This is a genomic window from Anaerotruncus massiliensis (ex Togo et al. 2026) (assembly GCF_900199635.1).
Lineage (GTDB): Bacteria > Bacillota > Clostridia > Oscillospirales > Ruminococcaceae > Anaerotruncus > Anaerotruncus massiliensis.
In genome coordinates this window covers 343,176-363,944 of sequence record NZ_LT962687.1, presented here as the reverse complement: position 1 = coordinate 363,944, position 20,769 = coordinate 343,176, and the positions used below count along the sequence as shown (strand labels likewise).

At 56.5% G+C, this 20,769-nt stretch carries 17 protein-coding genes and 1 tRNA gene; 8 read left to right on the top strand and 10 right to left on the bottom strand.

Translation table 11 applies throughout. The annotated features are described in order from the left end of the window. Positions 1-18 precede the first annotated feature (18 nt). The 3 genes from C1A13_RS02295 to C1A13_RS02285 all read right to left on the bottom strand — a co-directional run bounded on the left by C1A13_RS02295 (position 19) and on the right by C1A13_RS02285 (position 3,340). A complete protein-coding gene (locus tag C1A13_RS02295; RefSeq protein ID WP_101548680.1) occupies positions 19-1,371 on the bottom strand; it encodes a GntP family permease in 1,353 nt (450 codons plus the stop codon). Between the two features lie 22 nt (positions 1,372-1,393). Beyond that, complete coding sequence (locus C1A13_RS02290; RefSeq protein WP_101548678.1) at positions 1,394-2,569, bottom strand: M20 family metallopeptidase; 1,176 nt, start codon at positions 2,567-2,569, stop codon at positions 1,394-1,396. A gap of 216 nt (positions 2,570-2,785) precedes the next feature. Beyond that, entirely contained in the window at positions 2,786-3,340 is a 555-nt protein-coding gene (locus tag C1A13_RS02285; RefSeq protein WP_101548676.1) for a cupin domain-containing protein, read from the bottom strand. Between the two features lie 299 nt (positions 3,341-3,639). Here C1A13_RS02285 and C1A13_RS14600 point away from each other — a divergent pair, with 299 nt between their 5' ends. From C1A13_RS14600 to C1A13_RS02265, 4 genes are all read left to right on the top strand, one after another. Beyond that, positions 3,640-4,215: a hypothetical protein gene (locus C1A13_RS14600; RefSeq protein ID WP_146021667.1), complete on the top strand. Its 576-nt coding sequence runs from the start codon at positions 3,640-3,642 to the stop codon at positions 4,213-4,215. A gap of 5 nt (positions 4,216-4,220) precedes the next feature. Beyond that, entirely contained in the window at positions 4,221-4,457 is a 237-nt protein-coding gene (locus C1A13_RS02275; RefSeq protein ID WP_101548672.1) for a BhlA/UviB family holin-like peptide, read from the top strand. Positions 4,458-4,577: 120 nt separating this feature from the next. Beyond that, positions 4,578-5,900 carry an RICIN domain-containing protein gene (locus tag C1A13_RS02270; RefSeq protein WP_101548670.1) on the top strand — a complete coding sequence of 441 codons (1,323 nt, stop codon included), beginning with the start codon at positions 4,578-4,580 and terminating at the stop codon, positions 5,898-5,900. Positions 5,901-5,954: 54 nt separating this feature from the next. Next, positions 5,955-11,303 carry an RHS repeat domain-containing protein gene (locus C1A13_RS02265; protein ID WP_101548668.1) on the top strand — a complete coding sequence of 1,783 codons (5,349 nt, stop codon included), beginning with the start codon at positions 5,955-5,957 and terminating at the stop codon, positions 11,301-11,303. A 45-nt stretch (positions 11,304-11,348) separates the two neighbouring features. On the opposite strand, the gene C1A13_RS02260 is transcribed toward C1A13_RS02265, so the two are convergent. Further along, positions 11,349-12,311 (bottom strand): hypothetical protein, encoded by a 963-nt coding sequence (locus C1A13_RS02260; RefSeq protein ID WP_146021666.1) that lies wholly within the window; start codon positions 12,309-12,311, stop codon positions 11,349-11,351. A gap of 454 nt (positions 12,312-12,765) precedes the next feature. On the opposite strand from C1A13_RS02260, the gene C1A13_RS02255 reads away from it, so the two are divergent. The 4 genes from C1A13_RS02255 (at position 12,766) to C1A13_RS02240 (ending at position 15,066) form a co-directional block, all read left to right on the top strand. After that, complete coding sequence (locus tag C1A13_RS02255; RefSeq protein ID WP_101548664.1) at positions 12,766-13,374, top strand: sigma-70 family RNA polymerase sigma factor; 609 nt, start codon at positions 12,766-12,768, stop codon at positions 13,372-13,374. Positions 13,375-13,662: 288 nt separating this feature from the next. Then, positions 13,663-13,995: a helix-turn-helix domain-containing protein gene (locus C1A13_RS02250; protein WP_101548662.1), complete on the top strand. Its 333-nt coding sequence runs from the start codon at positions 13,663-13,665 to the stop codon at positions 13,993-13,995. 88 nt (positions 13,996-14,083) lie between these two features. Then, positions 14,084-14,641, top strand: coding sequence for an RNA polymerase sigma factor (locus C1A13_RS02245; RefSeq protein ID WP_242970888.1), 558 nt, complete (start codon positions 14,084-14,086; stop codon positions 14,639-14,641). Beyond that, positions 14,638-15,066, top strand: a complete 429-nt coding sequence (locus C1A13_RS02240) for a hypothetical protein (RefSeq protein ID WP_146021665.1) — start codon at positions 14,638-14,640, stop codon at positions 15,064-15,066. Before C1A13_RS02245 ends, C1A13_RS02240 begins: the two co-directional genes overlap by 4 nt. A gap of 55 nt (positions 15,067-15,121) precedes the next feature. Here C1A13_RS02240 and C1A13_RS02235 read toward each other — a convergent pair. From C1A13_RS02235 to C1A13_RS02205, 6 genes are all read right to left on the bottom strand, one after another. Then, positions 15,122-15,198, bottom strand: a tRNA-Arg gene (locus C1A13_RS02235). 110 nt (positions 15,199-15,308) lie between these two features. Continuing rightward, on the bottom strand, positions 15,309-16,355 hold the full coding sequence (locus tag C1A13_RS02230; RefSeq protein ID WP_172439127.1) for a G5 domain-containing protein: 1,047 nt from the start codon (positions 16,353-16,355) through the stop codon (positions 15,309-15,311). Positions 16,356-16,880: 525 nt separating this feature from the next. After that, entirely contained in the window at positions 16,881-18,092 is a 1,212-nt protein-coding gene (locus tag C1A13_RS02225; RefSeq protein WP_002576318.1) for a tyrosine-type recombinase/integrase, read from the bottom strand. A 145-nt stretch (positions 18,093-18,237) separates the two neighbouring features. Then, the gene (locus C1A13_RS02220; protein WP_002576319.1) at positions 18,238-19,449 is read right to left on the bottom strand and encodes a tyrosine-type recombinase/integrase; all 1,212 of its coding nucleotides are present in this window, start codon (positions 19,447-19,449) and stop codon (positions 18,238-18,240) included. An 84-nt stretch (positions 19,450-19,533) separates the two neighbouring features. Continuing rightward, entirely contained in the window at positions 19,534-19,764 is a 231-nt protein-coding gene (locus C1A13_RS02215; protein WP_002576320.1) for a hypothetical protein, read from the bottom strand. A 476-nt stretch (positions 19,765-20,240) separates the two neighbouring features. Further along, positions 20,241-20,711 (bottom strand): RNA polymerase subunit sigma-73, encoded by a 471-nt coding sequence (locus tag C1A13_RS02205; RefSeq protein WP_002576321.1) that lies wholly within the window; start codon positions 20,709-20,711, stop codon positions 20,241-20,243. Positions 20,712-20,769 lie beyond the last annotated feature (58 nt).

Sequence of the window (20,769 nt, the reverse complement as noted above, 5' to 3'; positions counted from 1 at the left end):
ATCGACTCCTAAAACGTACTAGAATAATCCCGGCAGGAAGCCGCTGAAGCAGTTGATGAGCAGGATGATCGCAAAGGCGACCACGCTGGCCAGCGTGGTACTGACCGTCACGACCATCGTCTCGTTGATGGAGATGCCGTTGAGCTGGGAGGGGTGCCAGAAGGCGCCGTCGGTGGGCAGGGTGAGGCCGACGGTGCCGGCGCAGACCGCGAGGCCCACGAGCACGGGCGACAGCCCCTGCAGCGCGATCGCCGGGCCGACGATGGAGACCGCCGTCATCATGGCGACCGTGGCGGAGCCGACCGCCGCGCGGATGATCATGGCGAGCAGGAAGCCGAGCAGCAGCACGGGCATGTTGAAGTGGGAGAACATGTTCGCCAGCGCGTCGCCGATGCCCGTCTGGGTGATGACCTTGGCAAAGCAGCCGCCGCAGCCGATGACCATGAGGATGCTGCCGACCTTGTTGGCGCTCGTGTCGATATACCGCATGATGCCCTTCTTGGCCGGGCCCGCGACCAGGTATTTGCGCAGGGTCACGGCGGCGAGCAGCATCGCCATGAAGAGGGCGACGTTTTTATCGCCGATGAACTGGAAGACGGTGTAGAGGATGCTCCCCTCCGCGGCGAACATCGGCACGACGGCGCCCAGCACGATGAGGATGATCGGGAAAAGGATCAGCGCGAAGCCGATGCCCGCCGACGGCTTGGTTTCGTCGGCCTTGATCAGGTCGCTGTTGGCGTCGAGGAACTCCTGGGCCTCCTTGCGGCCTTTGGCGTTGATGCCGTTGGAGAACTGCCAGCCGCAGAGCAGGCTCGCGATGATCGAGACGATCAGGCCGTAGAAGATGAACCAGCCGAGGTTCGCGCCGACCTCCGCCGCGACCGCGACCGGGCCGGGCGTCGGCGCGACGATGCAGTGGGTGAGCAGCAGGCCCACGAAGAGCGCGTTCACATAGCCGGTCATCTTCTTATTGGTGAGCTTCTGCAGCGAATTGAGCAGGGGCGAGAGCATGACGTAGGCCGACCCGAAATAGACGGGGATCGAGACCACGTAGCCCAGCAGGTTGATCGCGAGGTAGTCGTGCTTGGAGCCGACCTTGCGCAGGAGGAATTTCGCGATCTCCTCCAGCGCGCCGGACGAGCCGAGCATCTCGCCGAAGATGCATCCGAAGATGATGACGAGTCCGGTGCTGGTCATCGTGCTGCCGAAGCCGCCGCTGATGGCGCCGGTCAGCTCGGCGATCTTCATGCCGGAAAGCAGCCCCATCATGATTGTCGCAGAGACGAGTCCCACCGACGCGCTCCATTTGAAGCGGATCAGTACCACCAGCAGAAAAACCATGGAAACCAGGAAAACAATCAGAGTATTCATGCCGTTCTCTCCCTCCTAGATATCATTCCTGTGCGAATTGATCCGAATTGGCCACGGCGGCGACGTACATCTTGCTTCTGTCGAAGATCGAGTCGACCACCGCGTACTCCTTCATGGTGTGGTTCCACTGCCCGCGCACGCCGCAGGAGCAGATCGTCGGGACGCCCGCCATCGTCGTGGACGCGGCGTCGGACCCGCCGCCGAGCGGGCGGCCGTTGACCTCCGGGAGGCCGTATTCCTTCGTGATCCCCCTGACGTACTCGAAGAACCGCATGCCCTCGCCGGTCGTCTCAAAGACGTCCAGCTTGTTCAGGAAGGCGTATTTGGTGGAGGTGCCGTCGATGTAGGTCTTTTTGCAGATTTCGTCGAGCCGGGCGAGCAGCTTTTCCTTGCCGCTCATGGTGGTGTAGCGCATGTCGAGCACCACCTCGCAGTGGGCGGGGACCGCGTTGGGCACCGTGCCGCCCGAGATCGTCCCGATGTTGCAGGTGTTGCCGATCGAAAGGTCGGTCATGTTGTGGAAGTCGATGATCTTGTAGGCCATCTCGGCGATCGCGCTCCTGCCGCCCTGGAAGTCGTTGCCCGAGTGGGTCTCCACGCCGTCCACCTCGACCGTGTAGCGCAGGCAGCCCTTGCGGCCGGTGCAGAGGTAGTTGTCGATCATGCCCGTCTCCATATTGAAGGCGCACAGGCAGCCCTTCGCCTCCGCCTCCATCACCTCGGCGCCCTGGGAGCCGGTGTGGTTGATCTCCTCGTCCCCCGAGAAGCAGAACTTGATCGGACGCTCGTCGTACCCGATCCTGTTGAGCGCCTTCACGGTGGTCAGCGCGATCAGGATGCCGCCCTTCATGTCGAGGACGCCGGGGCCATAGGCCTTGCCGTCGACGATCTTGAAGGGGTTTTCCGGGTGCATGCCCGTCGGGAAGACGGTGTCCATGTGCCCGCAGAAGAGGATCGGCTTGCCCGGGCGGTCCTTGCCCAGGACGCCGACCAGCGTGTCGGCGTTGACGCCCACCGGCACGTACCGGCATTCGAATCCGGCCTTCTCCATCTCCGCCTTCAGGAAGTCGGAAAATATGCGGACCTTGTCCGGCGTCTTGCTCCAGCTTTCACGGTTGACGAATTCCCGGTAGAGCCCGAGGGTCTCCTCCCGGATCTCGTCGATGTACGCATATGCCGCGGAGAGGTCTTTTTTCACTGCAGGTTCCTCCATTCCATTTTTCCCGGTCATTTTTTGCGAAAATAACAAAAGGGCATTAAAAAGCACTTAACAACAACGCTGTTTGTTAAGTACAGTTTAACACCCGTTTTAAAAATGTCAACCTGTTCAATTAAAAATCGTCAAATAGATTTGTTCACAGCCAAAAAATTGTACAATCTGACCATATCGGCCGGTTTCCGCCGCCCGCCGCCGTCAAAAGCTGGGCGGCGTGATCGCGAACAGGACGTCGCACTCCTCGTCCCCGTCGTTCTTCCAGCGGTGGAGGCTCTCGGGCGGGATCAGGACGCTGTCGCCCTCCTCCAGCTCGTAGGGGACGTCGTTGACGTAGACGGTGATCCGCCCCTTGACCACATAGGCGACCTCCTCGCCGTGGTGCATCGTCTCGACGTTGTGGGAATCGTTCTTCCCCGGCACGTGCATCATGCAGAACTCGATGTCCCCGCTGACGTTGGCGGTCAGCAGCTCATAGACGATGTCCTCCGTCTCCGGCCTGCCGAGCGTGATCCGCGCGTCCCGGCGGACCACCAGGTCCCGGTCCTCCTCCTCGCTGAGGAAAAACTTGTACATCGGAACGTCCAGCGCCATGGAAATGAGCTTGAGCGTGTTGATCGACGGGTTCACCAGGTTCCGTTCAATCTGGCTTAACATCGAGGCGGTCATGCCCGTCATTTCCGCCAGCTGCCGCAGGCTGATATTCCTTGCGCTTCTACAGTTTTGCAGTACACTGCCGATATCCAGATCTTCCACGTTACTCTCCCATAACCCGCTGGCTCCGCCCGTCCCGGCTTCGCGCCCGGCCGGGGGTTCCCCGCAGCTGTTGTCGTAAATTGTCTTTATTATAGGAGATCGGCCGTTAATTGTCAATGCACCGCCGCGCGCGGGTCCGGCCCGGCGGGGATCCGGTTCCCGCGGGAAACTATGGCACCGGATTGTGCGTACTTGCCGGTCCGGCGGAAGGAGGCTACAATAAGATCAACAGCCGCGCTCCGCCACAGCGCCCCGGCGCCGTCCGGGGCGGCCGATTTTTGCGCGGCCCGGGAGGCACTATGGACCGTATCGAACTGATCCGCCGTCTCAACGGCGTCCTGCTTGACGAAATGCCCGCATACCGCGGTCAGGCCGCCGGGTTCCCGGACGACCTGCGATCTGCGGTGTATCACGAAAAAATACCGGCGGCGCGCGACTTCGCCTGCAAAGAAAACTCCGGACAAAACACCTCCGCCAAAAAAACGGACTGGGCAAATGCCCAGTCCGCTTTTTTGTATTTGCTTCGGCTGTCACAGTCCGGCTTGAGTTCCCATTCCGAGGCAGTTTCTCCCGAAAAAGCGCTCCCGGAACCTGCCGCTTGGGGACTTGCCGGCGAACGGATTAAAACCGCATCCTTGGGTGAACTGCACGCCGGTCAGGATGCAAGCCAGTACCTGGTCCGCTACGTTACAAATCGGAAACCATCCCACCGGCTTTTGCATCGCGCGGGGTCGAGGGCGCGATCCCGGTATTTTTTTATTTGCAGGCCAATTTTTGGACACGGTTTTACTTCTTATCAACCACAGGCCGGGTCCAAGGCCCGGACGGCAGGACGCGCACGTCCCTGCCGGCAACCGCTGCACGTTGGGAGGTGAATGCAATGGACATGGAATTTCTGAAAATGTTCAGCGTGGACGGCGTTTGGGCGCTGCTCAGCGTCGCGCTGATCTTTTATATCCTCAAGAGCCAGGAAAAACGGGATGAGCGCCAGGACCAACGCGAGCAAAACTATCAGCAGATGATCCTCAGCCTCACAGAAACCGCGAAGGATATCACGGACGTCAAGCAGCTGCTTCAGGACCATCTCTGCGCCGTCGATGAAAAAAGTCCCGAATGATCCGCCGGCGGAATCCATCAATAGCTTGTTTAGGGTCCGGAGCCGCGTTTCATCACAGCCTGTCGGGAAACGGACGGCTCCTCACGGCCCTCGGCAAATAAAAGAAAAGGAGAATGCACTATGTGTAACTCGCACGAACACCGTCAAACGGCCGGGTTCATCCCCTCCGCGCAGGGGCTGATCCTCGGCGAGATTCCCGGCGCGCAAATCCTGCTCGAGCCCTCCGCGAAAAGCGGGCGCGCCGCACTCAGTCCTCTGGCCGGCCCGGCTCCCGCCGCTCGCCCGGCCTCCACGGCGATCCCGCGCGCCGCCGCGGCCCCGCCCGACGCGCGCACGCAGGTGAACTACTGCCTGCGCAACGCCGGCAGCGGCCTCTACCTCACGGCGGACGGCGCTGAAACGGACTCCAACTGCACCCAGCGCGCCTTCGCGGGGACGCCGAACCAGGTCTGGTACCTCACGCAGGAGAGCGGCGGCTGGCAGCTCGCCCCGCGCCACTCCCCCGGCAGGCGGCTCGCAGTCCTCTCCGGCGCCGCCGAGGGCGCCAACGTCGGTCTCTCCCTCGGGAAGGATACGCCCGAGACCGCCCAGCTTTGGGCCCTCTCCAAAAACGCACGCGGCTGCTACGTCCTTTATTCCCGGGCGAGCGGCGGCACCCGCGCGCTCTGCGTCGATCCCGCCAACGCCTCGGCGGTGGGAGCGAACGTGGCGCAGTACGCCTACACCGACAACGCCGCCCTCAACGGCGAGTGGGTTCTCGAGCCCTTCATCGCCCCCTACATGGAATTCGACCAGGGGTATTTCATGTATCATTCCGGTTATTCCGGCCTGGCGATCCAGGAACGGCTCAACAGCATCGCGAACGAGGCCTTTTCCATCCTCTATGGGGAGTATGGCCTGCGGCCGGCTCCGTCGGTCAGCGAAATGATCCCCTCCCTCGCGGACGACTGCGCGGGCATGCTTTACCTCTGCGAGCACGGCGGTCCCTGCACCAACACCTACAGCGGCGAGGAGGACGCGCTGCACCACAACAACTGGCCCAAGCAGCTCTACTGGTACCAGGCCCGCGGCCGCTACGACAACGGCTTCCACCTTCTTTGGGACGGCCACCGCAAGTGCACCAACGCCTCCGGCAGGCACTCCAATTTCGGTCTGGGCGAGCAGTATTATTTTGTGAGCGTGCCGCTGAAACCGTATATTGCCATGAATCTCCCGCTCAACGTCACCTTTGAGCAGCTCGTCGCCCTGACGCTGCGCGGCATTTCCGACATCTTCGGGGCGCAGAGCACCGCCCACGATTCCAGCTGCATCGCCGACCCGAACAGCAACACCCAGACGATCTACAACGCCGTCAAAAACGGCGCGCAGAGGAGCTTCTGGTGCAGCGCCTGCCACGCCCGGATGCTCGCCAACATCGACAAATTTTCAAACAGCCCCGCGTGAGGCCGTGGGAAGGAAAAACGTCCACTTGACATGACATGAAAAGGAGTGTCCCCTATGAAACGAATCAAGGAAGAAAACGGCTGGGTCCTCTATGACCGGACCGAGGAGCTGCGGCGGCTTTCCGCACGCGCGGCCCGTTCCGCCGCCGAGGAGATCGTCAAGCCCGACCCGCCCGACGACACCATCACCCCCTCATGGAGCGACCCCAAGGACTATAACGACGCGCCCTTCTCGGTCGAGATCGGCAACGAGGACGTCATCCTCAACAGCGGCGCCGTCCAGCTCACCTACGACGATCTCGTGCTGCCGGGCAGGGGCGGCTTCGACCTGCGCCTCTCCCGCCAGTACGACTCCTCCAAGTCGAACACCGAGGACGTCAACCTCTATTACGACGACGAGGAGGGCGACCGCTGGAACACCGTCGTCTACCGCGCCAAGTGGCAGGACCGCAATCCCACCATGTACGTGCGCAAGGAGGACAGCTTCCTCTTCTGGACCTCCAAATCGGCGCTGAACAGCGAGGTGAAGCAGAGGTACAGCGACGTGGAGGTCAAAAACCACGACGGAACCTTCGACAACGACCAGGAGTACTACGACGGCTACATCTGGCCCGATCCGTGGAAAACCAACGTCTTCCTGCGCACTTCCAAGCGTCCGAACGACCATTTTCACAAGCTCTACGGCCTCGGCTACGGCTGGCGGTTCATGTTGCCCTCCATCGAGAAGGTGCTCACCCAGGACTACCGGACCCGCTACAAGACCTTCGTGCACCTTGAAAACGGCCTCTCCCTGCCCATCAACGAGGACGACAACGGCTTTGAGGACTACCCGCTCAAGGACTATGCGGTCTCCAAGTCGAACAACGCCTACACCGTCTCCTATAAGGACGGCCGCAAGGCGTACTTCGACGCGAATAACCGCCTCGCCCGCATGACCGACCGGTTCGGCAACGAGATCTCCTTCGCGTACGACTCCACCGGCCGCATGAACCAGATCACCGACACCTTCGGCCGCGTCATCCTCCTGGAGCTCTCGGGGACCGCCCTCACGGTCAAGCGGCAGGACACCGGCGAGGTCCTCATGACCTACACAGTGGAAAACGGCGAACTGAAGACGGCCACCGACAGAGCGGGCCGCACCACCTCCTACACCTACAGCCGCCAGAGCCACTTTACCCGCATGAGCCGGGAGGAGACGGGCGATCTGCCGGTGGATATCACCTCGGTGCTGCTGACCGCCATCGACCATCCCACCGGCGCGCGCACCGAATATGCCTACACCTCCCGCGTCGACCGCTACGAGTCGCCCTTTGAGGGGGAGCACCAGATTCCGCTGCTCGCCTCCCGCCGCGACCTGCCCGGCGCGTCCGATACGGCGGTCGACGAACGCACCTTCAGCTACACCGCGGAGGAGGCGCGCAACAAGCAGAAGGACGACGACGGCGAGCTCCTCTACGGCGTCCAGGACTGGGGCAGCTATTACACGGCCACCGCGACCATCCACACCCACAAGAACGCCTCGGGCGGCTACGACGTGTGGGAGACCACCGAGTTCCGGGACGACGGCTTCAAGCGTTCGGAGCGGCTGTTCCACCGCGTGGACGGCGCGGAAAAGGAGGTGGAGCGGCACGAGTACGGCTACCAGGACCGCCTGCTCAAGACCCAGCTCGACTCCTATCTCAACTACGACTACGCCGGGCTTGAGGACAAGCTCAACATCTGGCAGCGGATCACCGAATACACCTATTCGGCCGACAAGCGGGGCGACGTCCTCAAGAAGATCGAGCGCTATCCGGCTCGTCCCGGCTGCGACCAGGAGCAGGCCTTCGTCTACGACGGCAATTTCAGCATTCCGGTGGAGCAGTCCACGCTGATCGCCGCGGGCCGGTATGTCGTCCAGCGCGACACCCTGCGCAGTGAAGCGGACGGCAAGGGCAAGGTGCCCGAATGGCGGAAGGTCTATGAAAAGCGGGACGGCGCGGAGACCCTCCGGGAGAGGATTCACTACGCCTATGACGCGAACTTCCGCGTGACCTCCGAGAAGCGCTACCACGGGGACGATCTGGAAACGGCGGCGGATTTCGTCGAGACGGCCTACACCTACGGGAGCTACACCGACCAGCCGGTCTCCCAGCAGCTTTCCGGCGTCAGGGATATCGACGGCGTCCTCGTCCCCTCGCCGAACGGCGCGGGCGTCCTGCGCACCGAAACCGCCTACGACTGGTTCGGCCGCGCCGTCAGCACGACCGACCCCAACGGCAACACCACCGCGACCGAATACGACGGCGTCGGGCGCGTCACCAAGGTGACCCATCCGGACGCGGCCTTCCGCACGACCGTCTACAACGACGCCGCCAACACGATCGTCACAACCGACGAAAACGGCTTCTCCCGGCGGCAGGAGTACACCCCGCTGGGCAAAATCGCAAAGGACTACGCCCTCTCCCCCGAGACATTGCTCGTCGAGTACCGTTACGACAGCCTCCAGCGGCTTTCCCGGCAGATCAGCTATGACGCCGTGGGCGCGCCGCGCGCCACGATCTCCTATACCTACGACCTGTTCGACCAGGTCCTGACCAAGCAGGCCGCGGGCGAGGGGGTCGACATGCTCGAGACCCACACCTACAACCCCGCCTACCCGGGCGCGACCCGGCTCGAACAGGTGGTCACCGCGGGCGAGGAGGGCGCGCCGCAGATCACAAGGTTCACCCAGACCGACCCGATGGGCAAGGCGGCCGTCGAGCAGGTGGGCGACCTTGTCACCCAGCACACCTACGACCGCGCCGGCAACCGCGTCAAGACGGTCGATCCCCGCGGCTACAGCACGATGTGGGAATATGACTACGCCGGGCGGCAGACCCGCGAGATCAACGCGGTGGGCCGCAGCGTCTACACCACCTACGACGCGCTCGGGCGCAAGGTGAAATCCCGCGACCGCGCCGGCCACGACACCCTCTTCACCTATGACGCGGCGGGCCGCCTCATCCAGCAGGAGGCCCCCTTCTACAAGTCCTTCCACACCTTCACCCGCTACTACTATGACGCGGCGGGCAACCTCACCCGGCAGGACCAGCTCTGCTGCGAGGAGGATTACGAGATGGGCTACGACGACGAGTGGCGCACCACCCGCTACACCTACGACGGCAGGGGCCGTGTCGTCGACACCATCCAGTACGACGACCGGGCCGACCGGGAGATCCGCACCCGCTTCGTCTACGACGGGGCAGGCAACAAGACCGCCCAGTATACCGGTATGCTCGGGGACAGCACCGACGGCGCGGCGGTCACCTCCTACACCTACGACCGCTTCGGCAAGCTGCTGACGACGACCGACCCGATGGGGCAGACCGAGACGAACGTCTACGACGCCACCGGCCTGCTCACCTCCAAGACCGACCGCAACGGCAATACCACCGCTTACACCTACGACGGCGCGGGCCGCGTGCTGAGCGAGACGGTCACGGCGGACGGCGCGGCGTCGAGCGTCACCCACGCCTACACCCGCACCGGGCAGAAGAAGCAGGACGCCAACGGCACGCTGACCGTCTCCTTCGAGTACGACGCGATGGGCCGGATGGTGAAGCAGACCGAGTCGGACGGCACAGTGAAGGCCTACGTCTACGACGAGAACGGCAACCGCGTGAAGTTCTTCCTGCTGCGCGGCGGCGTCCAGGAGATGAGCCTCACCTACATCTACGACCGGCTGAACCGCCTCGTGGAGATGGGCAGCAACAACTCGACGGTGGTCAAATACTCCTACGACGCCAACGGCAACCGCACGATGATGATGTATCCGCAGAGCGGCATCTACGTGGGCTACACCTACAACTACGCCAACCTCGTGACGATGGTCGACAACTACGTGGGAAACACCAGCCCGTCCTACCGTACCTACAGCTACTACATGGACGGCAGCGTGAACCGGGTCGACGACGACAGCACCCTCTACGTCTACAGCTACGACTCCATGGGCCGGCTGTACATGGAGGAGGACTACCGCGACGACACCGGCTACGAGCTCGACTTCGCCTACGACCGCTTCGGCAACCGCGAATCGCTCTTCGCCTACAACGTGGATTACGACGACTGGTACGAGATCGCCTACACCTACGATCTCAACAACCGTTTGATCCGCGAGGACCGCGAGGACTTCATCGACTCCCCGGGCCACACGACGGGCGTTACGGCCACGACCTACACCTACGACGGAAACGGCAGCCAGCTCACAAAAACGACGGTTGACGGCGCCGAAACGCGGACGTATAATGGGTTTGGGCAACTGGAAGGAATTACCGGTCCATCCGGTTCCGCCAGCTTCGCCTACCGTCCGGACGGCCTGCGGTACCGCAAAACGACCGGAAGCGGGAGTGCCGCGGCGACGCACATCCACCTGTGGGATGGGCAGAACATCGTGGCCGAGGTCGGCGCGACGGGCGCCCTGAACACGCGGTACATCCACGGGACCGGGCTGATCGCGCGAGAGATGGACGGCGCGCTGCAGTACTATCTCTTCGACGCGCACGGCGACGTTCTGCACCGGCTGGACGCGAACGGGAACGTGCTCAAGACCTACCGGTACGACGCCTTCGGCAACGAGATCGACCCGGAGCCGCTGGACACGAACCCCTTCCGCTACTGCGGGGAGTACTTCGACCGCGAGATCGGCACCTACTATTTGCGCGCGCGGAACTACGACCCGCGGATCGGAAGATTCACCACCGAGGACGCCCTGCGCAGCGCGACAGTTTCGCTCCCGGGGGACAGGAAGGCGGTCGATCCGCTCAGCCTCAATCTCTATTCGTATTGTCGAAATAACCCCGTATTATACCTTGACCCTAACGGCACTGCATCAAAACCGTTGCAGGTTTGGCTCAAATCTCATAGTGACAAAAAAGATCCGTGGCAATTGGAATCCGACCTATCTGATCTCTTTGGTGAATCCTATGATGTTGGAGACTACGATTCTATAAAATATGACGAAGCTCTTGTCGCAAGAATTCTGTTCCACGAAGATGCTACTACCGAGGGAAAATATGCAATAGCTTGGACAATTAAAAACCGTTTGAAAAATGGTGGTGATTTAAGAAGTATCATTAAGGATGATTACGGGAAGTATATATCTTCGCAGCCAGAAGCATTCTTCAAACCAATTGAATGGATAAATTCTGCAGGTAATCAAACATACTCTAAATGGCACCCCGACTTTATCGGCGCAGGGACTTCTACTTGGGAAAGCTGGATTATCTCAACACATATTGCACAGGATCTTTTGAATGGCCAGTTAAAAGATAATCCTTTTGTTGGTTTATCTGATAATCCTGATGAAGTAATCCAGTTTGTTGGTCTTGGATATGGGACAGCCCGTCACGAGCGCATCGGTAATCATTACTTTCTCGTAAGATAACAAATAAACGTGCGCTGCATGACATGCAGCGCACGTTTATTTGTTTTAGCTTTCATTGATCCACAACCAATTTTCATCCGAAGCCGTTCGATTCAAATCATATGTGCCTATGAAATTGCAATCTTTTATTGTGAAGCCTGTCGGGCCATATTCCAACACTGCGTAACAGGCGCCGATCCGGCGCGCAAACTGATAATCGATAAAAAAATCCTCTCTTACCAGTATCTCATCCTTCCCATCGCGATCAATGTCCTGCGGTTTGAATATCAAAAAGTTATTCCTGCTTTTCACAGTGTTAATAGCATTTTCAAAGAACTTTTTATCTTCTATGATCGATAAAGGATCCTCAATTTGTCCGCTATCGTCATATATCAGGTAATCCGACGTATCAATTGCCACTTCCTTACCTGTTCTCACATTTTTTGCAAGTCCTTGGTATTGATTCAGGAATGCAAACCGGAATCCCAAATCTATCCACTGAGTTTCTTCATCGGAATCATAAATGACTTTTGATTCTTCACAATTATATTTAAGAACAAGACTTCTAAAATAGGGGCCTGTGGTACCAGCACCATCCAATTCACATTGCAAAATGATCTCATCCCCATTATCCGCATCGATATCCCCAAATCGTACCGTCGGTGCATTTAACAAATTATCCCCGATCAGAAAAGAATTTATCTCCCCTTCTTTGTCAACCAGAAGCACCCATTGGGTTACATCTCCGTCTACTGAAAGGAGCGTATATCGCAAAGTGCTCGGAGGGAACTCTGCAACAAGTCTGAGTTCCACATCGCCCTCATCTGGTTTAAAACCGTCGGGCAGCGGGACCTCATTTGCCAATACTTTCTCCTTCAGAAATTCCAAATAAGAGAGAGACACGGATTCTCCTGCCGATGTAGGGCCATTCACAGAAATATTCTCATGATTTATGTTTTCCTGCCCAGAGCAGCCAGGGGTGACCAAAGCCAACAGGCCCACCAACCCCAGAATTGTCATGATTTTCACATTCCTGCCCTCCATTATTTTCTCTTCATCTAACAACTTAATGTTTACTTTAAATATCCGCACTCCAGTGAGCGTATCTCTCGATCTATTTTTTATTTTAATTCTGCGAGTCCTTTATTGCAAGCGCAACATGGAAATTATTGTATCAAACAAAGGGGAGCCTCCTTAACAGGACCGGTTTTCAAGTCATGAATACAGCCAATGTCCCGCGCTCCTATGGGGCGCTAATTTTTTTGCCTAAAAATGAAATTTACTGTTAGGTTTTTCTATTTTCTCCCTTCTTAGTAAATAGATGGAACTTCTGGGAAGGGAACCCCCAAACGTATCAGGGAAGTAAAAAAACATGCCATAAAATCGCGGCGGCCCTTCTTCCCTTCCTCATTCGAAAAAAATCGACATCGGGGGTTAAGTTTCAGCATGTAGCTTCCTTGGTATCACCCAGGGGGGAAGCTCTATGTCTGATCTTCTGGTGAAAAAAGTGCGGGAGGCCCAGCGTACGGATTGTGCGGGTCAAGATGCGATGCTCTGTCTGCTTTCGCAGTTCCGCCCTCTCATGAAAACCTACATACGGCGGCTGCATCTTGTTTCGGCCGAGGATGCGGAGGCCAGCCTGACGCTGCATTTCATCCAAATCATCCGGTCTGTCGATCTAAACAGGGATACCCTGCATCAGGACAACCGTCTCGCGGGCTACATCATAAAAAGCATGTACAACGCCTATATCCACCTGTCGAAGGCCGCCGACAAAAGCCGCCTCTGTATCCCGATCTCCAATTACACCGGCGCGGACGATGAGAACGGCGGCCCCCCGGGCTGGCTGGAATCTAAAATGTCCTATGAGCCTGCGTTCGATGCAAACATCGTTTTGGAGGACCTCCTGGGGGTGCTGACGAAACGCGAGGCGGACATCATCCGCTGCCACTTTATATGGGGGTATGGAACGCGAAGGATCGCCCGGATATTAAACGTCTCGGAGTCCGCGGTCTCAAAATCGAAAAGGCGGGCGCTGGAAAAGCTGAAGGCCTATATAATCGAGCAGGACAAAGCGTTGAAAAACACTTGAACGCCGTGTCGGCCTTCCACGGCGCAGGCGCGGCGAATGGACGGGAACGCCCCGGCAGGGGAGTCCGGCCCCGCGCCGATCACGGCGGCAGGGATCCTGCATACGGAACAAAGGAGGCGGGGGCGCCGGCTGCGCTCCCCCTTCTTTGTTATTTTTCCGAACAGCATCAATTGGGACAACTATTTGTTAGGAATCCGTCCTTATTTCACCCTTTTAAATCTATACGTTCTTTTTGATTTCTCACAATATGGGTAAAATATAATCGGAGCCGGAGGGGAGGGAGCTAATATGCACAGGAAAAGGGTACCGACTCCGTTCAGCAAGGAAGCTGGACTGCGCGTTTCGAAGGTGCGGCGTGAAAGAGGTCTTTCGCGCGAAGATCTCGCAAACTTGTCCGGCATCTCCACGCAGACGCTGAAGCGTCTGGAAAAAGGAGAGCACGTCATGCTCTATTGTTACGAAGAAATCGCGTGCGCCCTGGACGTTCCCGCCTCCTATTTTTTCGGCTGCACGCTGAATCCCGAGGAGGCGGATCAGTTCAGCCCCAGGGCGTATCAGTTCAGCCGAGCCGACATCTTTCGCTTCCTGGAGGAGCATCGGCTTGAGAACGATGGAAAATAAATGGCGGGAGCGCTGCCCGCGGCAATGCGGCACACTGTGAAAACCTGCAACTGATGTACGCGCGGAGGAGGCGGTTACCGTGTATATCATGCTGCCGATTATGCTCGCCGTCCGAATCGGGAACGATGAGGACCGGAAATACCTGGAGAAACTATATAATGAAACCTATCGGGCACTCGTTTCCTATGCCGATTCCATCCTGCAATGCCGGGAGGATTCCCTCGATCAGGTGCAAGCGCTGTTTCTGGAGATGACCGGACACATAAAGACCCTCCGGGAGCTGCATTCGCCGTACTGTTATTTGAAGAAATGCCTCACCCGTCGGATTTTCAACCTGATCAACGAACGCGCGGCCAAGCCCTGCCGGAGCATGGACGAATTTGAAGAGAAATATGGGGCTCTGCCCGACGTGACCGCAGCCGTCGAAGGGGGGGTCGTCCGGAACGAGTCCTATCTGCTTCTCCGCGCCTACGTTCAAAACCTGAAACCGCTTTACCGCAGTTTCATCATCCTGCACTATTATTACGGGTTGAAAATCAAGGACGTCAGCAGGCTGCTTGACGTCACGCCGGAATATGCGAGCGTCATCCATAGGCGGGCAAAAGAGGAATTGAAGCGGCTTATTCCCAGGGAAGAAGTGACGTGATGGACATTGAAAGTTTCGAACGGGAATATGAAGAACAAAAAGTGGAGCACCTGCTGAAATGTGCCGGACTGATCGCGGCGGAACTCGAATGGGAGGCCGACCATGCCCGCGCAGCCGCGGAGCCGGCCCCGGACGAAGAGATAAAAAACCGTATCTGGCGGGAGATCGAACGGAAACTGGAGAAAGAGCGGCGCGAAGAGGCCCGCGGGAAAGCCGTCCGGCGTGGGATCAAGGGCGCGATGCTCGCGGCCGTCGCCCTCAGCATCCTGCTGGTCGGGCTGTTCGTTACGGTGTCCGCCTTCCGCGTTCCCGTGTCCAACTACTTTTTTGAAAAATATGATAAATACTCAAAATTCATCGTGGACGCCGGCGGGTACACCATTGGAGAAAAACCGGAGTCCGATAACCAACCTTTCGTCGAATGAATCCTCCGCAAGGCCCAAGGACAAAAAAACGGACACGCATGAGCGTGTCCGTTTTTGGTGCGCCAGAAGGGACTCGAACCCCCGACCTACTGGTTCGTAGCCAGTCACTCTATCCAGCTGAGCTACTGGCGCATACTGACTGTAATCAGCCTTACTATAATACTATGTTTGGAAGGTTTCGTCAAGTCTTTTTTCAAAAATTTACGGAGGCGGCCGCACCCGGACGGGTGCGGCCGCCTGTTTTAATCGAGCACGTAGATATCCACGATCTTGCGGCCGTTGAGGGCGCTCTCCGCGTAGGTGTCGTAGAAGAGGTCGACGTCGACGATGTCGGCCAGCAGGCCGGTGCCGGTGTCGGCGGCGATCGCGCAGCCGTATATGAAATTGTTGTCGTGCGAGACAATATACAGCCGGGACCCGTAGGGAATCTCACGCGGGTCGACGGCGACATGCCCCGGCACCGCGTACCGCCCGCTGGCGGTCTTGGCGCCCTGCCGCGCGCTGTAGCCGGTCGCGACCTGGTTGGTCAGCAGCCGGGCGTACTCCACCGGGCGGCCCTCCTCGTCCACGTTGAGGTCAAAATCAAGCGGGGAAACGGGGGTCAGCGACCCGATGAGGATCGTCTCGGTGACCGGCGCGAGGGTGACCTTCTCGCCGAGCAGCTGCACGTCCTCTTTCTCCCCGTCGACCGTCCTCTGGACGTAGGTCAGCGTCTTGATGCCGTCCGCGCCGGGCTGGATCGTCCGGCTGTTCCCCACCCGCAGAAGCGGGGAATTCTTGCGCACCGTCTCATAGGGGATCGCCTCGTCGACGGTGTATTTTTCATATTCCACCCGCTGGAGGACGACCTCGTCCCCATCCTCGAGCGATTTTTCGGCGGGCGGGCCCAGCAGGTCGTTGCCGTCGTATTCGATGCCGTTGTCGTGGAGCAGCTCGCTGACGGTTGTTCCGCTGTCCACCTCGTATTCCTGCGTCTCGCCGTCCGCGGTGAGGGTGACGCGGAAGGATTTCGTCGTGTCCACCTGGACGTAGTGTCCCGAGATCTCCCCCAGCCCCGGATCGCCGGCCGCCAGGGCGCCCAGGCCGACGCTTTGCAGGATCCGGTCGGGGCGGTTTTCCATCGTATGGCTCACCGTGCGGCCGTCCTCGCCGATGACGTAGACGGTGTTGGTCGTGGTCGTGATCTGGTAGACCACGAACGCCAGCACGAGAGAAAGCATACTGACTGCAAAGATCCGGCTGCGCAGGAACCTGCCCAGCGCGCGGACTTCGCTCCAAAGTTTTTTCATACCTACTCCTTCTTGCTCGCCGGCCGGGGGAATTTCCATCGGCCGGTACGCATTGGGTGCACTCCGCTGTCAAAAAATAATCTGGTAAATTTACCCTTTGCTTAGTATACCGGAGTAGTTGCAATTATATTCAGATTGCATAGTTTTGTCAAATCCATCTTGTGCAACTTCCTCGTCAAAAATCCATTTTGTCAGTTTTTTTCCTCATTTTTTCGACGAATTGGGACAAAATTGCCCCAATCCAAAACGCAGCTGACGGGTAAAATTCACAAAAATTTCATATTAATTTCAGCAGAAGCCTGTCCCCGGGAATCGTTCCGAAAAAACGAAAAACCGCATGGAGCGTGGCTCCATGCGGTTTGAAAAAGCCGGGAAATGATCAGCGCTTGGAGAACTGGGGCGCGCGGCGGGCCGCTTTGAGGCCGTACTTCAATCGTCTGAGCGATGATTTTCCTTGATATTCCGGGCTTTTTTGAGCCTCGGCCCCTCGGTTGTCCTATTCCTTAACCAAAAAACAGGCCACTTTTACGAGGGGACAGCTTGATGAAATGCAGAATTTACTACATCGAATAGCTGTTCTGGTTTATTATACTTTACTCTTGCATAGATGTCCATAGTTGTCTTGCTGTTCTCATGTCCGGCAAGGTACTGGACCGTCTTGGGGTCAACACCTGCATACAGAAGATTGGTGATGTAGGTATGCCGCAGCAGGTGCGGTGTCACATCGAAGTCCAGGCTATACACAATGTTGGGATTGTTTTTCTGATGTCCTCCCAGACTCGGCTGAACAGTGTACTTGATGCTCTGTCCGTTCACATACTTATAATAGGTACGCTCCTTGGTAGACCGAACAACGATGTACTGCCAGACACGTTTGAACTGCGAATATGACAAGGGCTGTCCCTCACTATCGGCAATCACATATTCCGATTTGGAGGCAGCCTTGGCTTCCCGCAGACAATTCACAAGGCATTTGGGAATGGGAATATCCCTTCTTGCTGCTTTCGTCTTAAGCGTTGTAGAGATAACCGGTCTGTTATGCTCTGATCGCCATGCGCGCCGCACAGAGATATATGGAGTGGGTGCATCGAGGAACACACAATCCCATTGCAAGGCGAGAGCTTCTTCTCGGCGCAGACCGGCATATAAGCCGATCATGGTAAACAGATACGGCGGAAGTCCTTTGACGGTTTCCAGCAGCACTTCCACCTGCTGGTCTGTCAGCGAATCTTTCTTTTGGGTCGGTTTCCCTCCTTTTGCCGAAATCCCCTCACACGGATTGTATTCCAGCAACTGGCTCCGCTCTGCCGAGTAAAAAATGCACTTGAGGAGCATATTCACCGTATTGTGCAGGCTCTCGGACTTATTGGACAATGGGATCAGCGCCAGACGAATATCATCCGCTGTTACTTCCTCCATATACATATCTCCCAAAGGCTTGATAATGTAGTTCTTCATATTGGAGGCGTAGCCCTTCAGTGTAGCCGGCGACACTTTTGCGGATTGCATCAACAGCCACTTCTCACAATACTCGGCCACAGTAGGATGCTCCCGGTGGAAGATGATCTCCGCTACCTGGCGTCTCGCCTCCTGCTCTTTATCGTACAGTTCCTCGCAGGTAGTCCCATACAAGCTCACCTGCTTGCCGTCTGCGTCCAGAATCCGGGTTCTGTAATACAGGACACCCTTTCGTGTGACGGTTCCATATTGAGGTATGTTTTTTTTCTTCTTTGCCATAATTAATTTCCTTTCTCGCGTGGTGATGTATCTACACCTCCTTTTTATCAGAGATTTCAAATTGAATCAAAGATACGGCCAAGGAAAAACTAAGAGCGAGACATCCTTGTCTCGCTCTTACTTCATTTTCTGAATTGTTCGGAACTTACACAGCGTCCCATAAGTCAAAGGCACAGCCCATTGCTTTGACAAGATCATCCGGCCTGTTGTATTTGACCTTTGCGTAAATGTCCATCGTGATTTTGCTGCTTTCATGGCCCGCCAAATATTGTACCGTTTTGGGGTCCACCGAAGAATGAATCAGATTGGTGATGTAGGTGTGCCGCAGCTGATGCGGTGTCACTTCAAAATCCAGGCTATATACCACATGGCCGTTATTCCTGGCTTTTTCTCCAAGTTTCGGGTAAAGCATATATTTTACATACTTTCCGTCCACAAGTTTTCTGGCCATTCTCGGCTTTGCAGTCCGCGTCACAATATACTGCCACAGCCGCTTAAACTGTGTATAGGATAGCGGATCACCGTCCCGATTGGCAATCACATAATCCGAAGTGGATTTTTTCTTTGCATCTTTCAGACATTCAACCAGACAGACCGGGAGAGGAATGTTTCTTTGTGCCGCTTTGGTCTTTAGCTCGGTAAGAATGACCGGCCTGTTATGTTCTGTGTGCCATGCCCGCCGTACCGTTAAGTACGGAGCCTCTGCATCCAGATACACAGAATCCCATTGCAGCGCCAGGATTTCTTCCCGGCGCAGACCGGCATATAAACCGATCATCACAAATACATAGGGCGGCAAATCCCGGATCGTGTCCAAAAGCCGCTCAACCTGTTCATCCGTCAATGCCTGTCTTTCTTCCTGGGGAACTCCTCCCTTTGCATCCAGGTATATGGTCGGGTCCTCGTCAATCACATGGCTCTCCTTGGCCGCCCGGAAAATGGACTTGCAGAGAATCACCACAGACTTATAAACCGAAGCCGACTTCTTGGAAACAGGTACGAGGGCAAGTTGGATGTCATCCAGGGATACATCAGCCATTCTCTTGTCTCCCAGCCCTCCAATAATGTGCCGCCGCACCTTAGAGGTATAATCTGTCAAGGTGGTGGCCCGAACATGGACGGACTGCATCAGCAGCCACTTCTCACAGTACTCAGCAACCGTAGGCGATCTTCGACGAAACGTAGTACTGTCAATCTGCTCTAACGCCTCCAGTTCCTTGTCATAAAGCTTTTCGGGCGTCTTTGCATAAAGCGCCACTCTGTTTCCATCCGAATCTTCGACTCTGGTTCTATAATATTCAATGCCGTTAAGCACGACCGTACCATATTGAGGAATTGCCCTTTTTCTTTTTGCCAATTCCGTCACCTCCTAAGAATAATGTCCAGCGCTGTACCTTTGTTTTATCAGACATATTAGGTTCCAGCAAGGATACGGAACAGCTCAAGCTCGGACACTTCGCAGCTTGCGGTATGTAGCGCTTTTTTCCACTGGCTTTGCACGATGGGTGCATTTTGCGATATACTCCTGAAGGCCAGCATCTGTAAAGTACACGCAACCATTTTGCACATACTGAACATAGGAAATTAGCCCACTGTTTCGAGCTGCATCCAAAGTGGCAATGCTAATCCCCAGTAATTTGGCAGCCTCTTTCCGCGAAATCAATTTTTCCATAGGTGGTCCCCCTTTCTGTCAAAGATGTGGTTGTTGCTTTCAAAATCACATGAATGCGCTGGCAACCGAAGCTGCCAGCGCATGGTATCTGACTTTGAAAAATTTACTCGCCACATTTGCCACGCACCCCTGGCGATGGGGACATTCCGGTCTCCGCTGGCGCGGCTGTCATAACTCCACAGCGTCGTTTTACTCGTGCGCCGCAGAGTTCCCCCCAAGTCTTTAGGAGGCCGTGAGGAAGTATCTTTAACCCCTATGCAGTCATCGCGCCCTGAAATGCCACTTTCGGGTATCAGGCTGACGTGGATCGCTCGGAACAGTCCTATTCATCACCTCCTGGGGCTGTCCATCTTCGCGGCGTGCCTGATTCGCTCGTACATAGGTTATGTACCGGAAATGCCGTCTATGAAATTGTCAAGCTCCACATTGGGAGAATGTTCTTCCCTCAATGGGTAGGCACTGATACGCTTCATTTGTTAAGTGTTATTCAAAAATTTTTTTATTTTTTTAAATCTTTGTGCAACAGCACTTCTGGAACAATGCCAAAGACGTGCTACATCAATTTGACGATAACCATCCACAAAAAGTAATGTCAATAGCTCCAAATCTTTCTTCGACAGCTTCTTCAATCTCAACAGTAGTTGTTCGTTTTCCACCGAAGCCAACCATCCATATCGCGTTTGATCAATCTTATCAACATCCCATTGATAAGATAACGATGCAAACTTTCGGAACAGCTGTGATTGACCACATACTTCATCATATTGTTCACAAGGTATTGGTTGCGTATGGTTTTGAAAAACCCTTTGACTGCAAAACCATGCCCAGTCATATTCTTTCATGGCAGCAATCTGTTCTTCGCTCATCCCTGCATCACAATACTCAACTTCTAAACGCTTCCATCTACTATCAAACTTCTTTTTCTCATATCCATAATTAAATCCCATTATTAACCTCCTGTAGATTCAATTTGCAAAATTCACCATGCAAACTAAAATCAGGAGG

What these genes read in the sequence shown, in the direction of transcription:
- C1A13_RS02275 (WP_101548672.1), top strand. Translation starts at nt 4,221, where the DNA reads ATGGACATGGAATTTCTGAAAATGTTCAGCGTGGACGGCGTTTGGGCG.
- C1A13_RS02295 (WP_101548680.1), bottom strand. Translation starts at nt 1,371, where the DNA reads ATGAATACTCTGATTGTTTTCCTGGTTTCCATGGTTTTTCTGCTGGTG.
- C1A13_RS02250 (WP_101548662.1), top strand. Translation starts at nt 13,663, where the DNA reads ATGCACAGGAAAAGGGTACCGACTCCGTTCAGCAAGGAAGCTGGACTG.
- C1A13_RS02225 (WP_002576318.1), bottom strand. Translation starts at nt 18,092, where the DNA reads ATGGCAAAGAAGAAAAAAAACATACCTCAATATGGAACCGTCACACGA.
- C1A13_RS02230 (WP_172439127.1), bottom strand. Translation starts at nt 16,355, where the DNA reads ATGAAAAAACTTTGGAGCGAAGTCCGCGCGCTGGGCAGGTTCCTGCGC.
- C1A13_RS02255 (WP_101548664.1), top strand. Translation starts at nt 12,766, where the DNA reads ATGTCTGATCTTCTGGTGAAAAAAGTGCGGGAGGCCCAGCGTACGGAT.
- C1A13_RS02205 (WP_002576321.1), bottom strand. Translation starts at nt 20,711, where the DNA reads ATGGGATTTAATTATGGATATGAGAAAAAGAAGTTTGATAGTAGATGG.
- C1A13_RS02265 (WP_101548668.1), top strand. Translation starts at nt 5,955, where the DNA reads ATGAAACGAATCAAGGAAGAAAACGGCTGGGTCCTCTATGACCGGACC.
- C1A13_RS02215 (WP_002576320.1), bottom strand. Translation starts at nt 19,764, where the DNA reads ATGGAAAAATTGATTTCGCGGAAAGAGGCTGCCAAATTACTGGGGATT.
- C1A13_RS02270 (WP_101548670.1), top strand. Translation starts at nt 4,578, where the DNA reads ATGTGTAACTCGCACGAACACCGTCAAACGGCCGGGTTCATCCCCTCC.
- C1A13_RS14600 (WP_146021667.1), top strand. Translation starts at nt 3,640, where the DNA reads ATGGACCGTATCGAACTGATCCGCCGTCTCAACGGCGTCCTGCTTGAC.
- C1A13_RS02245 (WP_242970888.1), top strand. Translation starts at nt 14,084, where the DNA reads ATGCTGCCGATTATGCTCGCCGTCCGAATCGGGAACGATGAGGACCGG.